This is a genomic window from Thermococcus sp. 9N3, assembly GCF_012027685.1.
Classification (GTDB): domain Archaea; phylum Methanobacteriota_B; class Thermococci; order Thermococcales; family Thermococcaceae; genus Thermococcus; species Thermococcus nautili.
This window is the reverse complement of sequence record NZ_SNUV01000001.1, coordinates 1,004,938-1,019,222: the sequence shown is the minus strand read 5'-3', so window position 1 is coordinate 1,019,222 and position 14,285 is coordinate 1,004,938. Positions and strand designations below refer to the sequence as shown.

Annotated in this window: 13 protein-coding genes; 5 read left to right on the top strand and 8 right to left on the bottom strand. The window is 54.6% G+C overall.

Translation table 11 applies throughout. The features are described 5' to 3' along the window. Positions 1-15: 15 nt before the first annotated feature. The 5 genes from glpK to E3E30_RS05625 are packed head-to-tail and all read right to left on the bottom strand — an operon-like array spanning position 16 to position 5,643. Positions 16-1,497 carry a glycerol kinase GlpK gene (gene glpK, locus E3E30_RS05645; protein WP_167728698.1) on the bottom strand — a complete coding sequence of 494 codons (1,482 nt, stop codon included), beginning with the start codon at positions 1,495-1,497 and terminating at the stop codon, positions 16-18. Between the two features lie 35 nt (positions 1,498-1,532). Continuing rightward, positions 1,533-2,873, bottom strand: a complete 1,341-nt coding sequence (locus E3E30_RS05640) for a hypothetical protein (protein ID WP_167728697.1) — start codon at positions 2,871-2,873, stop codon at positions 1,533-1,535. Next, a complete protein-coding gene (locus E3E30_RS05635) occupies positions 2,860-4,113 on the bottom strand; it encodes a hypothetical protein (RefSeq protein WP_167728696.1) in 1,254 nt (417 codons plus the stop codon). Before E3E30_RS05635 ends, E3E30_RS05640 begins: the two co-directional genes overlap by 14 nt. 41 nt (positions 4,114-4,154) lie before the next feature. After that, on the bottom strand, positions 4,155-4,901 hold the full coding sequence (locus E3E30_RS05630; RefSeq protein WP_167728695.1) for a glycerophosphodiester phosphodiesterase family protein: 747 nt from the start codon (positions 4,899-4,901) through the stop codon (positions 4,155-4,157). A 1-nt stretch (position 4,902) separates the two neighbouring features. Next, a complete protein-coding gene (locus E3E30_RS05625) occupies positions 4,903-5,643 on the bottom strand; it encodes a glycerophosphodiester phosphodiesterase family protein (RefSeq protein ID WP_042688774.1) in 741 nt (246 codons plus the stop codon). A gap of 93 nt (positions 5,644-5,736) precedes the next feature. On the opposite strand from E3E30_RS05625, the gene E3E30_RS05620 reads away from it, so the two are divergent. The 5 genes from E3E30_RS05620 to E3E30_RS05600 all read left to right on the top strand — a co-directional run bounded on the left by E3E30_RS05620 (position 5,737) and on the right by E3E30_RS05600 (position 10,639). Further along, complete coding sequence (locus E3E30_RS05620) at positions 5,737-7,098, top strand: SLC45 family MFS transporter (protein WP_167728996.1); 1,362 nt, start codon at positions 5,737-5,739, stop codon at positions 7,096-7,098. Positions 7,099-7,112: 14 nt separating this feature from the next. Next, a complete protein-coding gene (locus tag E3E30_RS05615; RefSeq protein WP_167728694.1) occupies positions 7,113-8,411 on the top strand; it encodes an MFS transporter in 1,299 nt (432 codons plus the stop codon). A gap of 78 nt (positions 8,412-8,489) precedes the next feature. Continuing rightward, positions 8,490-9,350: an alpha/beta fold hydrolase gene (locus tag E3E30_RS05610; RefSeq protein WP_167728693.1), complete on the top strand. Its 861-nt coding sequence runs from the start codon at positions 8,490-8,492 to the stop codon at positions 9,348-9,350. Positions 9,351-9,384: 34 nt separating this feature from the next. Then, positions 9,385-10,110 (top strand): DUF2334 domain-containing protein, encoded by a 726-nt coding sequence (locus E3E30_RS05605; RefSeq protein WP_167728692.1) that lies wholly within the window; start codon positions 9,385-9,387, stop codon positions 10,108-10,110. A gap of 205 nt (positions 10,111-10,315) precedes the next feature. After that, positions 10,316-10,639 (top strand): hypothetical protein, encoded by a 324-nt coding sequence (locus E3E30_RS05600; RefSeq protein ID WP_240922619.1) that lies wholly within the window; start codon positions 10,316-10,318, stop codon positions 10,637-10,639. Here the strand turns inward: E3E30_RS05600 and upp are convergent. From upp to E3E30_RS05585, 3 genes are read right to left on the bottom strand one after another with little or no spacing between them, the layout of a single operon-like run. Then, complete coding sequence (gene upp, locus E3E30_RS05595) at positions 10,633-11,301, bottom strand: uracil phosphoribosyltransferase (RefSeq protein ID WP_167728690.1); 669 nt, start codon at positions 11,299-11,301, stop codon at positions 10,633-10,635. The two genes, E3E30_RS05600 and upp, sit on opposite strands and share 7 nt — an antisense overlap. Before the next feature lie 34 nt (positions 11,302-11,335). Continuing rightward, entirely contained in the window at positions 11,336-12,796 is a 1,461-nt protein-coding gene (locus E3E30_RS05590; RefSeq protein WP_240922541.1) for an MATE family efflux transporter, read from the bottom strand. A gap of 38 nt (positions 12,797-12,834) precedes the next feature. After that, positions 12,835-14,238 carry an MATE family efflux transporter gene (locus E3E30_RS05585; protein WP_240922539.1) on the bottom strand — a complete coding sequence of 468 codons (1,404 nt, stop codon included), beginning with the start codon at positions 14,236-14,238 and terminating at the stop codon, positions 12,835-12,837. Between the last annotated feature and the right edge of the window lie 47 nt (positions 14,239-14,285).

Genomic DNA, 14,285 nt, shown 5'->3' with positions numbered 1-14,285 from the left:
GTAATAACCCTTTCGTCAGACCCCAACGACCTTCGCCCAACCCATGGCCCTCTTTACCGCCTCCTTCCAGCCGTGGTAGAGCTTTCTCCTCGTTTCCTCGTCCATCCCCGGCTCGAACACCTTCTCCGCCTTCCAGAGGTTCTCTATCTCCTCAAGGCTCTCCCAGTAATCGACGGCCAGTCCCGCTAGATAGGCAGCGCCGAGCGCGGTGGTTTCCTTGACGACTGGCCTGACAACGCGTCTGTTCAGTATGTCCGCCTGGAACTGCATCAGGAAGTCGTTCGCCGTTGCCCCGCCGTCAACGCGTAGCTCCTTTATTCCGACAAGCTTCTCCATCTCCTCTATGACGTCGCGCGTCAAGTAGGCTATCGCCTCCAGAGTTGCCCTCGCGAGGTGCTCTCTGCCGGTTCCGCGCGTTATGCCGATTATCAGCCCCCTCGCAAACTGGTCCCAGTACGGTGCTCCAAGGCCGACGAAAGCCGGGACGAAATACACCCCTTCGTTGCTCTCGAGCTTCCTTGCAAGTTCTTCCGTTTCAGAGGCGTGCTTGATAATCTTTATTCCGTCGCGGAGCCACTGGACGGCGGCACCGGTTATGAAGACGCTCCCCTCGAGGGCGTAGCTGACTTTTCCGTTGAGTCCCCATGCTATTGTCGTGAGCAGGTTGTTTGAGTAGCGGACAGTCTTTCCCGTGTTGGCGAGGATAAAGCTTCCCGTTCCGTAGGTGGCCTTCACCATTCCGGTCTCAAAGCCGGCCTGCCCGAACAGAGCCGCCTGCTGGTCACCGGCGTCGCCGCTCACCGGAATCTCTGCCCCAAGGAGTTCCCTCTTGGTATAGCCGTAGACCTCGCTCGACTCCCGCACCTCGGGCAGGACCTCCTCCGGAATCCCGAAGATTTCGAGCAGCTCGTCGTCCCAGTCGAGCCTCTTTATGTTGAAGAGCATCGTCCTTGAGGCGTTGGAGTAATCGGTTACGTGCTCGCCAGTGAGGCGGTAGATTAGGAACGTGTCAACGGTTCCGAAGAGGACTTCGCCCTTCTCCGCCCTCTCCCTTAGACCTGGAACGTTGTCGAGGAGCCACTTGAGCTTGCTCGCGGAGAAGTAAGCATCGGGGACGAGGCCGGTCTTCTCCTTTATCACGTCCCCGTATTCGCGCTTTATCTCCTCGACCATCTCGGCCGTTCTCCTGCACTGCCAGACTATCGCGTTGTAGAGCGGTTTTCCGTCGCGGTCAAAGACTATCGTAGTTTCTCTCTGATTTGTAACACCGATTGCCGCTATCTGGCCCGGCTCCACCTTCGCCCTCTCAAGGGCGGTTTTGATGGCCCTGAACTGCGCGTCCCAGATTTCCTCTGGGTTGTGCTCTACCCAGCCGGGCTTGGGATAGTGCTGGGGGAACTCGTACTGTCCGAGGCCTATGATATTGCTCTCCCTGTCGAAGATTATCGCCCTGGCTGAGGTAGTTCCCTCATCCAGTGATAGGACGTAGCGCTCCATACGACCACCGAGGTTGAACCTCTGCACTGGAGGTATTAACGGTTTCGTTTATCTTCCGATGCAACAAGGTATGAAACCCCCACGAGAGCACCGAGCGACGAGAGTACTTTGGAGATATGATGGTAATCACTCGGGCTTGGGGAGTGGGAGGAGTCCACCAGTATTTGAATGAACACAAGATTCTTTCCCGCCCTTAGTATTTGGACGGCCTTTCTGTTCTCTTCAATAATTTCGGACAGTACCTCTCTGCTTTCCGGGGATATATCCGCTAAATGGACCATGATTATCCGGTTAACCCTTTCGAGCTTCCGTATTTGCTCGTCATAATTCTCCGTGTCATTGAGCCAGGTTCCAACGTAGAATCCTACAGTACGGGTAGTTTCCTTAAACGCTTCAAGGTCATTTAGGGGGAGCGTTCCCTCCGCGAGTATAGATTCTCCGACAATCTCAACCCGAACGCTTAAGTTGAACCTCTTTACAAGGGTTTCAAATTTCTCCGCATCGCTTTCCCATTCAAGAGCCCCATAAACGGCTAGGAAATACGGGGAAGGACTTATCGTTGCGTTGGTTTTGTTCAGTGCCGTTAGTTCTTTGATTCCCCTTTCTTCGCTCCTTTCCTTGAAGGTGTAGTGGGTGTATACTCCTAAAAAGAACAGGGAGAGGGTTAAGAAAACCACGAACGGTATGTAATCAACCCTTCTCAGCCGTCCTCTTCTCACTAAGACGATGCCGATGAGTCCTGCGAGACCCGCATCCATCCAGAGGGCGACCATCAATGGTACGTTGCTCTTCTTGGGAGGATACAGGATGTTTACGTCCACGGAGGTAATATTGCACACGTTCTCTCTTCCCCTTATGCCGAGTGCGTATTCGAGCTCAATTATTCTTTCTTGAACAATCGCCTTTTCTGCCGGATTCTTTATAACAGTCTCCAGCTCCCCAAGCGCCCGGAGCTTCTCCATTAGCTTTTTCCTTTCGGTTTGGCTTACCGTTATTGCCGTGGCCTTTTGGTTAATAGGCTTGCATGTTTTTGGAAGTTTTTCTTTGAACCCTTTTTCCTCCGTCAGAATGACGTTAAATGAACCCCCTTCTCCCGCATATAGAACGATGCTGTCGTGGGGGAGGCTCTCGAAAAATGATAACGTCCCGTTGAGCTCACCCTCGGTATAAACCCTGCACTCGACGACCATTGACGCCTTGGGGGTGCAGTTCCAGAGGCTCGTAGCGTTGAATGAGTGAAGGATTTTGTTGAACTTCCCATTGGTGGGAATGAAACGGTCGCCCGGGCCGGAGTACCTCTCCGGTGGAATGGTTGTCGCGAGCACCATGAACAGAAGGGCAACGATGCAAATGAAGATGGTTTTATCGCGTTTCATCGCCCCGGCGCCTCCCCAGCGCGAGCCCCACAAACACGGCAACGAGGGCAAATTTGGCCAGGAAATCGGAGTGGCCCCCGTAGTCTGGGATTATCGCCTCGGGGTTAGTGGCAAAAACTGCTATGCATAAGTTCTTCTGGTCTCTATCTTGGTGAAGTGTCTCGTTTAGGTTGGCCATATAATCCTCGACGGCTTTCCTCTCGTCAGGGGTTAGATACGGCAGATATTTTTCAAGCGTCGTTAATGTCTCATTTATCTCCCGTGTCCCGTGTCTCTCTTCCAGGAGGGCATTGAGGTATTCGGAGTCAATCACCGATGTCTCCCAGCCCCTTTCTTTAAATGCCCCAATGATTCTCATGTAATTGCTACTATTCACCTTAACGTGGATTCTCAGAACCGTGTCCTCCCATCTGACCGAACTAACAGTTGCGTTGTTCTCCTCTACTGTTTTGAGAAACCAGGTGACATCATCGCGGGAGCTGAAATCCCCTTGAGCACCACCTATCTCGGTGCACCATCCGCTGGTGGAGTTCAGGGTCAGTAGCTCGTTAAACGCCTCCGCCGTTCCGGAGATTTTTCTTTCCATTTGAATGTACTCCTCGAAGAAGATGGCGCTCAGAATGACCGTGATAAGGAAGACCGCGAGAAGGGATTTGCTCCGCCTGTAGCTCACGAGGGCTCCCGCGATACCAACAATTAGAACCCCCAGCCAGGTTATCACGAACGGTAGCTTCACTGGCTTCATCATGCCTGTGGAAAAGACAGTAATCTTAACCTGCGTCACATTGACGGGCGTTTCCGGAGAACTCGCAAAGCCAAAGAACGGTTCGAGCTTTTCGTAGTCTGGCGTGCCGGCTGTTAGGTTCTTGAGCCTCTCCGACGCCCTATAAAGCTTGTCATCGTAATCGAGTGAGTTCCGTCCGAGGACGTGGCACCCCGAGGGCATCTCCTCAAAAAATCTGCTCCAGTTCCTCACAAGAATCGTTGTTTTGAACACCCCGGGTTCGGAGACGCCGTAGTCGTGCGGATATCTTAGCGTCCAGTTCACTACGTAGCTGTAGTAGGAACTCGTGTCCGCGGTGCACTCAACGTAGCCGACCCATCTTGGTGGTTTCTCATAGGTATTGATGGTGCTCCCGAAGAAGCCCGCGTAAGGTGGTGAGTACGTGTGGGATGGGACTGTAAGGGAAACCGAGAGAAGTGCAACGATTATGATGAGCAGGTAAACGGCCCTCTCCACTTACCCCACCGGGGAAAGTAAAATGAAAAACCTTAAAAAGTTTACCTGAGTCCAGCGTTCTTGAGGTAGGAGAGCATCCTCTCGACGTCGTTCGCTATCACGACCTCGAAGAGCCCTTTGAGCTTCAGCAGGTTGTCGTCCTTGTAGAACAGCTCGTCGTTTTCGGTCCAGAGGACGACCTTGAGCCCGAGGGAGCGGGCCCAGCCAAGGGCTTGAACCGTCTTTTCAAAACCGAGAACCGGTATTGCCTCGATGGGGACGTTAACCGACCAGAGGTTGAGCTCTTCCTTGAGCTTTGGAACCATTGGCAGGACGTCCTCACTCTCAATCAAAAGTCCCATTCTGGTTTCTCTGTCGAACCTGCGGTAGCCTCTAAGGGCTTCAACGTCGAAGGACGAAATCAAAACTCTCTCCGGGTTGTTTTCTTTCACAATCCTGGCGACCTCTTCAACTGCGTCCCTGTCCTTGAGCTCAACGTTGATGAGGGCATCATCGGGAAGGGCTTCAAAAACCTCCTCCAGCGTTGGAATCCTCTCGCCAAGCCCTATGTCGGCCTTCTTGAGCTCCTCAAGCGTCATGTCCTTCTGCCTTCCGCTCATGTCGCTCGTCCTGTCTATGGTCTCGTCGTGCATGACCACTACCTTTCCATCCTTGGTCAGCCAAACGTCGAGCTCAACGCCGTCTGCTCCGGCTTCAACGGCCTTCTTAAAGGCCAGCAGGCTGTTCTCGGGCAGTTTCCCCATGCAGCCCCTATGGCCGAGAACGATAACCCTGTCGCTTTCCCACATTTTAACCGCCTCCGGTGTTGCCCCGGTTGAACTTTAACGATAAAAACCTTTTCAGCCTCGCGGGGTCATCGGAGATGACCGCGTTGACGATGTGGGATAGCGTTGGGATGAGGGAGAGCTCGTTCATCCTGTAGTTCCAGAGCCAAACCTGGAGGCCTTTTCTGCGGTATAATCTGAGAAGTGTCAGCAGACCGCGCATTCCCACGTACCGGGCGAGGTCAAGGGGGACATGGATTGAATAAATGCCCCTAAGTTGTCTTAGACTTAGCCCCAGGTTTAGGGCGCAGGTTATTGAAAATCCCACTCTGCAATCGGGACACTCCTTAATGGCGCTCATCGCGATACTCAGGTCGTCCGTTGATATGACAGTCCTCTCCAGAAAGTTTTTCCGTTCAAGCTCTCCAATCAGAAGCGAGAGCGCGTTCGGGTCCTTAACGTCTGCGTTCATGACTTTTGGTGAGAGCTCCAGAACCCGGTTGAGGGTTGGAACGAGTTTTCCGAGCGGGTGAAGGCGTAGGAGTTCCCTGTATGTTACCGTTTCCACCCTGTAGTTTCTCCCGTCTGCACTGAACTCCCCGTCGTGAAGCACCACGAGTCTTCCGTCTCCCGTCAGCCTGACGTCGAACTCTATTCCATCGGCGTATCTTAACGCCCTTTTGAAAGCCGGTAGTGTGTTTTCTAGGTGTCCCCTGAATCCTCTGTGCCCGAGGATGAATTGGAGCTCATTGTTCGAAGGTGTCATCTTTACTACCGCTCAAAAATGAACTCACAAGCCTTAAAAGCCTCTTCCATAACACTATAGTCTATATAGATGCACGACTGGAGGGTGGATGGCATGGAGTTTAAATACAGCAGGATATTCATCCTTGGCTTCGGTTTCTTTGGTATCAGCATAATCTGGGCCCTTTACAACGCTTACATACCGATTTTCCTCCAGGACACGTTTCACATGAGCAAAACGGTTACGGGCTTCATCATGACCATAGACAACCTCTTCGCGGTTCTACTGCTCCCGTTCCTCGGCGCGCTCAGCGACATGACCCGGACGAAGCTCGGCAGGCGCAAGCCCTACATTCTCCTCGGCGCCCCTTCGGCGGCGTTGATGTTCGCGCTGATTCCAATAGCTAGAGAGCACGGCAACCTCGCGCTCTTCATGGGCACGATAATCTTCATGAACTTCTTCATGGCCCTCTTCCGCTCGCCGGTCGTTGCTTTCATGCCCGATATAACTCCGAGCGAGAAGAGAAGCCAGGCCAACGGAATAATCAACTTCATGGGAGGTCTTGGAGCGCTTCTGGCGTACTTCGGCGGCAAGGTTCTCTACGACATGAACTACGCCTACCCCTTCTACTTCGGTGCTGCAATAATGCTCCTGGCGAACCTCCTCGTTGTTCTTGCCGTCCCTGAGCCGGAAGAGTTCCGCGTTTCCGGCGAGAAGATTAGTCTAAGGAAGCTGCTGGCAGAAACGTCCCACAAGAGCTTCGGCGAGCTTAAGGAGAATCTCAAGGACGTCTTTGCCAGCCACGAGAGGAGCCTTCTGGCCATTCTCCTCGCGGTGTTCTTCTGGTTCGTGGCCTTCAACTCCCTTGAGACGTTCTTCACGAGCTACGTCAAATACCATCTCTATGGAATCCCAGTGGGTGCGCCGGAAACCGAGCTGACAAGGAAAATTGAGAGCACCGGAGCGTTTATGCTCGGCGTCTTCAGTTTAAGCTTTATGCTCTTTGCAATTCCAGCTGGCTTTATCGGGGCAAGGCTCGGGAGGAGGAGAACAATAACGCTCGGCCTCCTCATGGTTGTTGCAATAATGCTGGGGGCTTTCTTCGTGGGACAGACGTCGAGGCCCTCAAGCCCGAGCCTCTCTGACCCGGTTATAATGACCTTCATGGGGCTGTTCTTCCTCGGGGGAATCGGTTGGGCGATGGTCAACGTCAACTCGTTGCCGATGGTAGTTGACATGACGACCGAGGAGAAGCTTGGAGGTTACACGGGTCTCTACTACTTCTTCAGCCAGGCCGCTAATCTCCTCGCACCTCCTCTTGCCGGAGCGTTCCTCGACATTATCGGCTATGAGACGCTCCTGCCCTTCGCCATGGTGTTCTTCATCTTGGCGCTGGTGACAGTGCAGTTCGTTAAACGCGGTGATGTAGTCCGCACGCGGGGAGATGCACTGGACTACGTTCCGGATATGGATTGACGGAGGTGGTCTCTGTGGAGAAGAAGTTCAGCTGGAGTGTTGTGCTCGGTTTGGCCCTGCTCGGCTTCAGCAGGAGCGTGGGCTGGTCCCTCAACAAGGGGCTCTCTTTCCCGTTGCTTTCAAGTTATACCGAGTCGGCATTCATCAAGGGTACTATCCTGGCCGTTGAGGGCTTTATCGGCCTCTTCATCCCGGTTCTGCTCGGTTATTACAGCGATACCCTGCGCTCAAGGCACGGGCGGAGAAGGCCGTTTATCATGGTCGGTGGAATCCTCTCTGGAATCGCCGTGCTCATGATTTACACCGCCTACTCGATGGGCGTTCCGCTGTGGGGATTCGCCATGACCCTCGGCTTCTTCTACCTCTCGATGCACATCTACACTGCCCAGTACCGCGCCCTCATGCCTGACACAGTCGAGAGCGGCCACAGGGGAACCGCGAGCGGCGTCATAACGCTCCTAGAGTGGGCAGGCAACCTATTCCTCTTCGGCCTGGCCGGCTACCTCATCGCCAAGGCCGTCTCAATGACTGGAGAAAACGAGGGAATAAAGGCCCTCGCCCAGACGCCCTACCTCAAGATACCATTCCTCATCACCGCCCTTTTCCTAATCGGCGCGGCGCTCTTCGTGTACTTCGTCGTCAGGGAGCCCAAAGCGCCTGAAATCGAGGAGAACGAGAGCCTCGCGGACTACCTGAAGAGTATTGTTGAAAACCGGGACTTCCTCAAGTTCTACGCCGCTCAAACCCTCTGGTGGATGAGCTTCGAGTTCATAGCGATTTTCCTCTATGGAATACTCGCGTTCATCCTCTACGGCTCGGCGACGGAGGAAAACATCAAGGCCGTAACCTCCCTCGGCCTCTACCTCATGGCCCTCTTCAACGTCACCGTCCTCCTCGGTGCCCTCCCGGGAGGAATACTCTACGACAAGCTCGGCAGGAGGCTCAGCATAGTCCTCGGTGGCGTTATCTTCGCACTCCCCCAGCTCTGGGGCTGGTTCATAAGCACGAAGACCGAGATAACGATAGCCCTCGGAATAGCGGGAATCGGCTGGGGAATCCTCATGGCCTCATCGTATCCGGTAATCGGTGACCTTCTGACTAAGTTCGAGAGGGAAGCCTTCACCGGTCGGTACTACGGCTTCTTCGAGGCCACGCGCTCGCTGCCAGTTCTCCTTGCGGGCGTCCTTGGAGGGGCCATTGTCCAGCTCGCCGGCGAGAACTACAGGGTGCTCTTCCCGCTTGGTGCCGTCTTGGTGCTCCTCGCGATGCCCATGATTTGGTTCATGAAGAACCTGGAGGCCGAGAAGGGTTAAATACCGCTTCTTTCAATTTTTTCCGATTGGGCTACAAGATGGAGGCATTGAGGATATGAGTCAGATGGGTGATGGCGTATGATACTGGCAATCATCACGCTTCTCATCGTGGCGTTCCTGGCATTTTCGGCGTTTGTTGCTTACAAGATGGTAAAGCCTCCGCGCTTCATCGGAGACTGGACACCAAAGGACCTCGGCTACGATTACGAGGACGTGACAATCGAGACGAGAGATGGGCTGAAGCTCAGTGCCTGGTGGGTTCCCAACGAGGGCCCCGTCGTAATGCCCCTTCACGGCTACACGAGGAGCAGGTGGGACGAGGTTTACATGAAGCAGACCATCGAGTTCCTGCTCAAAGAGGGCTACAGCGTCCTCGTCTTTGACTTCCGCGCCCACGGAAAGAGCGAGGGGAAGTTCACCACGGTCGGCGACAGGGAGCTGATTGACGTCCTCTCCGCCGTGGACTGGCTGAAGAAGAACCACCCGGAGAAGGCCGAGAAGATAGGCCTCATCGGCTTCTCAATGGGTGCGGTCGTTACCATAAGGGCCCTCGCCGAGGACGAGGGAATCACCTGCGGTGTCGCGGACTCGCCCCCGATTTACCTCGACAAGACCGGCGCGAGGGGCCTGAAGTACTTCGCAAACCTCCCGGAGTGGCTCTACACCTTCGTCAAGCCGTTTACCGTTCTCTTCAGCGGGGCCAAAGAGCTCAATATGCTCGAGTACGCGGATAAAGTTAGAAAGCCGCTCCTCCTCATCGCCGGCGAAAACGACCCCCTCGTAAGGCCCGAGGAAGTGAGGGAGTTCTACGAACGGAACAAAAATGTAAACCCGGACGTTGAGCTGTGGGTCACGGATGCACCGCACGTCAGGACGCTGAAGTTCCACCCGGAGGAGTGGAAGGCCAGGGTGAGGAACTTCCTCTCAAAGCACCTTTAGAAAGGTTTTTACGCATTCTTCCCCCCTTTCTTTGATGAAGTCATTAAGGAACGCCATAACGCTCATCGTTGTCGCTCTGGTTCTGCTATCCTCGAGCTCACTTTCCCGACCCGCATACGTTCCCGTATTCGGGCGCTTTGCAATACTCGTTCACGACGTCAGCCCCGGTTACCTTCCACAGCTACGGCAGATAACGGCCGTTATCGATGAGTACGGTCTCCAGAACAAGACTTATCTCTTCGTGATTCCGGACCACGGGGGCGAGATGCCCATCTGGAAGTATAGGGAGTTCATGGAGTTCCTTGAGGAGCTCAGGCGCAAAGGTTACCACATCGAGCTCCACGGCTACACCCACATCGGCGACGAATTCAGTTGCAACGTGAGTACGGCCGAGAGAAAGCTTGAGCTCGGGCTCAAGGCCCTGTCGTATCTCAACGTCACACCGAAATACTTCATCGCCCCGCGCTACTCGCTCTCCAGGGATGCCCTATCTGTTCTGCTCTGGCACAATGTAACGGTCATCGGCGAGGACTTCATCTACTTTCCGAACGGTACCGTTGAGCCGATTTACAACAGGGAATACACATGGTACATGCCCTCGTTCCTTCTCCCCTACGAGCTAACCAGCGCCGAGAGCGCCTACGCTAACATAAACGGGACTTTCTTCCTATCACTCCATCCAGAGGCGGTGAATAACAAAGCCGGAATGGAGTTTCTGAGGGAGTTTCTGGGGTTTGTATCGAGAAGTGGCCTCGGCTAACCCTCTTCTCATCACCGTCAGCGTGGCTAACGCTCGTCATCGGCCGAGGCTTGTTCTCCACAGGGTTTAAAAAGGCACTGGAGAATAGAGCAGGGGGATGACGAGCGTTTACCGGTCGGATTGCTACCGGATGAAGAGACTGGCACTGGCTGACCCAACCGAAAGACGTAAAAACGTTCTCCCCAAAATTTAATTGGTGGGGAAAATGGACTTCGCCCTATTCATGGAGCGATATGGGTACAAGGTTCTGCTCGTCGTTCTCGTTGGGGGTGTTTTCGCCTTTATCCTGGGGGCCCTTGGTTACAGTCTCCACATGCTCGGCAGGTACAGCTGGGACGAAGCGGGCTTCTTCGTTGGCCTTCTCGTCGTCGCTTCACTAATCGGGGCCTACACTGGGAGATTCATGAACACCGCGACGACTCTCTTCGGACGGATAGGTTACCACTACTGGGCCAAGCTCTTTGAGGATAAGAAGAAGCTCGAAAAGGAGAAAGAGAAGCTGAGGGAAGAAGGCGGGAAGCTTTACTGAAGCTTGACCGGGGCTCCAAAGGCCCTGTCGCCAGCGTCGCCGAGGCCGGGAAGAATGTAGCCCTTGTCGTTCAGTTCCCTGTCGACCTTGGCAACGAACACCTCGACCTCAGGGTGCCTACTTTTTATCCTCTCTATTCCTTCAGGAGCCGCCAGCACTCCAACGACAATCAGGCGTTTCGGCTTCCCGTAGCGCTTGACCTCGTCGAGGACCTTAATCAGCGTCGAGCCGGTCGCTATCATCGGGTCGGCGACTATAACAGTATCCTCGGGCCTTATCTCTGGAATCTTGACGTAGTTCATCTCAATCTCGAACTTTGGAGCCTTTCCGCGCGATGCCGATACGATGCCGACGCGCGCGTGGTCGAGCACCTTGATGAGGCCCTCCATCAGAGGAATCGCCGCGCGGAGAACGGTTATTATGACCACGTTGCGCCTGTCCCTGACGATTACGCCCTCGGTTTCCTCCAGCGGGGTTTTGACGGGAACCCTCTCGGTTTCCATCGTCTTCGTCAGCTCGTAGGCCATGTAGCGGCCGAGCTTGACGAGGCCCTTCCTGAAGGCTATTGGCCCTGTTCTCTCGTCCCTCAGTTCCGTCAGAATCTCCATCAAAAATGGACTGTCCTCGAAGGAGTAAACGCCCTCCCACCTTTCGGCCTTCATGCTCTCACCGTCCGGCACTCGGGACAAGCCTTTATTAGCCTTCTGCTTGATAACCTTTGGTCATCTTGGATTCTCCCTTTGCCTCTTTTTCGATTATTGCCTTCATCCAGCTACCGCGGAGGAACCAGACGAGGGCTATCAACGCCCCGATGAAGTTGCTCAGCCCCATGCCGAAGAAAACTCCCCTGCTTGTAAAGTCGAAGAGCTTCGCCAGCGGAATCGTAAGTCCGAGGAGCGTTATCGCACCGACGTAGCCGAAAGCGTAGCTCAGCGGAATCCTGAGGCCCCAGAGGCGGATTATGCCGAGGAGCATGCTCTTTTTCGTGTGACCCGCGGAGCTGAAGGTTCTGTTGACGACGATGAAGATTCCGTTGAAGAACGGCACCGAGATTAGGAAGTACTCCAGGACGATTTTGCTCTCGGCTATAACCTTCGGGTCGTCGAGGAAGACCTTGAATATTGGAACGCGGAAGATTCCGATGATTAGAACCGCTAAACTCGCTATCGTGAAGTTGACGAGCATCGTTCTTTCCGCTATCCTCTTTGCCCTCTCGAACTTTCCAGCGCCGACGTTCTGGGCTATCATCGTTCCCATCGCCATGCTTATACCGCGTGAGATGCTTGTCAGGAAGTTGACGAGGCGGGTGGTTATGACGTAGGCCGCGTACGTGACGTCGCCGAAGCCCATTATAATCCTCGTGAGAACGACGAAGCCGAAGCTGTTCGCCGACTGACCGACGCTCGACGGGAGACCGACGCGGAAGAGCTTTCCGTAGAACTCAAAGTCGGGACGAAGATTGGAAAGGCTGAGCTTCAGCGCAACCTTCCCCGAGAACATGAGGTAAAATCCGATTATTGCGCCGGTGGCGTTGGCTATGACCGTTGCCAGTGCTGCTCCGGCAACCCCAAGCCTAGGAAAGGGCCCCCAGCCGAAGATGAAGAAGGGGTCGAGGACTATGTTGAGGAAAACCGTGAGGAGCGTTATTTTCATGGGTGTTTTCGTGTCTCCTGATGCCCTCATCAGGGCGGAAAAGGCCATGTACGTGAACGCGAAGGGAACGCCGAGGAAGACTATTGTCGCGTAGGTCTTGGCGTAGGGGTAGAGCGTTGGCGTTACCTTCATGAAGCGGAGCGCGTAGGGCAGGATTAGGACGCTCACCATGGCCGTTGTAACCGAGAAGAAGAGCATGAGTGAGTAAAGCGCTCCTGCCGAACGGCCGGCTTTTTTGAACTCCCCCGCGCCTATGTACTGACCAACGAAGGCAAAGCCAGCGGTTGCGAACCCCATTCCGAGGGCCATGAGCGTTCCTATAATCGGCCACGTGACGCCCGGCGCGGAGAGGGCTTCCCTGCCGAGCTTTCCGAGCCAGAAGGTGTCGGTTATGTTGTAAACGACCTGGACGAGGTTGTTTACTATGAGGGGCCCGGCTAACTTGAGGAGCGTTCTCTCTATCGGCCCGTTGATTATCTCCTCGCGCATTTCTTGGAGCTTCATGGCCTATCAGACCGCCATCGAAGGGCTACTATTTAAAGCTACTCCTCGATTATAGCCCTCATCCAGCTGCCGCGGAGGAACCACGCGAGCGCTACCAGCGCGCCGAGGACGTTGCTCAGCCCCATTCCGAGCCACAGCCCGGTGGTGTCTCTTGTCAGGACACCGAGGCCGTAGCTGAGGGGAAGCCTCAGCCCCCAGAGGCGGAACATGCTGAGGAGCATGCTCTTCTTCGTGTGACCCGAGCTCTGGAAGACGTTGTTAACGGCGGAGAATATTCCAAAGAACGGGAGCGAGGCGGAGAAGTACTTCACGACCTTGGCGCTCTCCGCTATTATAGCCGGGTCGTTGATGAAGAAGCTGAAAATCTGGACGCGGAAGAGGGCAAAGAGGAGCGTTCCAACGCCGAGGATTGTGAAGTTGATTGCCATCGCCTTCTCCGCTATCTCCTTGGCCCTCTCGTAGAGCTTCGCCCCGATGGCCTGTCCCACCATTGTTCCCATGGCCATGCTTACCCCGTCGGAGAACGCAAACATGAAGTTGGTCAGCCTGTTGGTTATTGAATAGGTCGCGAAGGCCACATCCTGAAAGTTCTCTATTCCGTGAGCCTGCCCGTAGAGCTCTCCGATTGTGAAGATGATTCTCGTAAGGATTACAAAGCCTAAAGCAGTCGTTGAGGTTCCAACGCTCGAAGGCAGTCCAACGCGGAAGATGCGGGAGTAGAAGTAGGGGTCTGGCTTGAGGTTCTTAAGGGTTAGGTGAACGCCCACCTTTCCGGTGAAGAGGAGGTAGCCGCCGACGATGGAGCCGAGGCTGTTGGAGAGCATGGTCGCGACGGCCGCTCCGACGACACCAAGCCTGGGAAACGGCCCCCAGCCGAAGATGAAGAAGGGGTCGAGGACGAGGTTGAGCAGTACCGTCGCTATGTTTATCTTAACCGGCGTTCTGGTGTCGCCTATTGCCCTCAGAAGGAAGTTGAAGGCGAAGAGGGTAAAAGAGAAGGGAATTCCCGCGAAGATGACGCGCGTGTAAGAGAGGGCGTAGGGGTAAATTGTGTCACTTACCCCCATGAACCTCAGGAGGTAAGGGGCAGAGACCACGCCGAATATCCCAACACCGATGGCGAAGAGCATCATAAGGGAGTAGAGCGCCCCGGCGGAACGGTTGGCCTTCTCGTAGTTTCCAGCGCCGACGTACTGACTCACGAAGGCGAAACCTGCTGTAGCGAACCCCATTCCCATCGCCATGAAGAACCAGACGAGGGGCCAGGCCGTTCCCGGCGCGGCCAGCTCCTCCCTGCCGAGCTTTCCGAGCCAGAAGGTATCGGTCAGGTTGTAAAGGACCTGCACGAGCTGGTTTATGATTAGAGGGTAGGCTAACAGGATAAGTGTTTTTACAACGGGGCCCCTGAGTATCTGCTCGCGCATTGCCTCGACTCGCTTCATTGAGATACTTGTCGAAACGTTAGTATAAAAACTTTGAGGTGGATAAA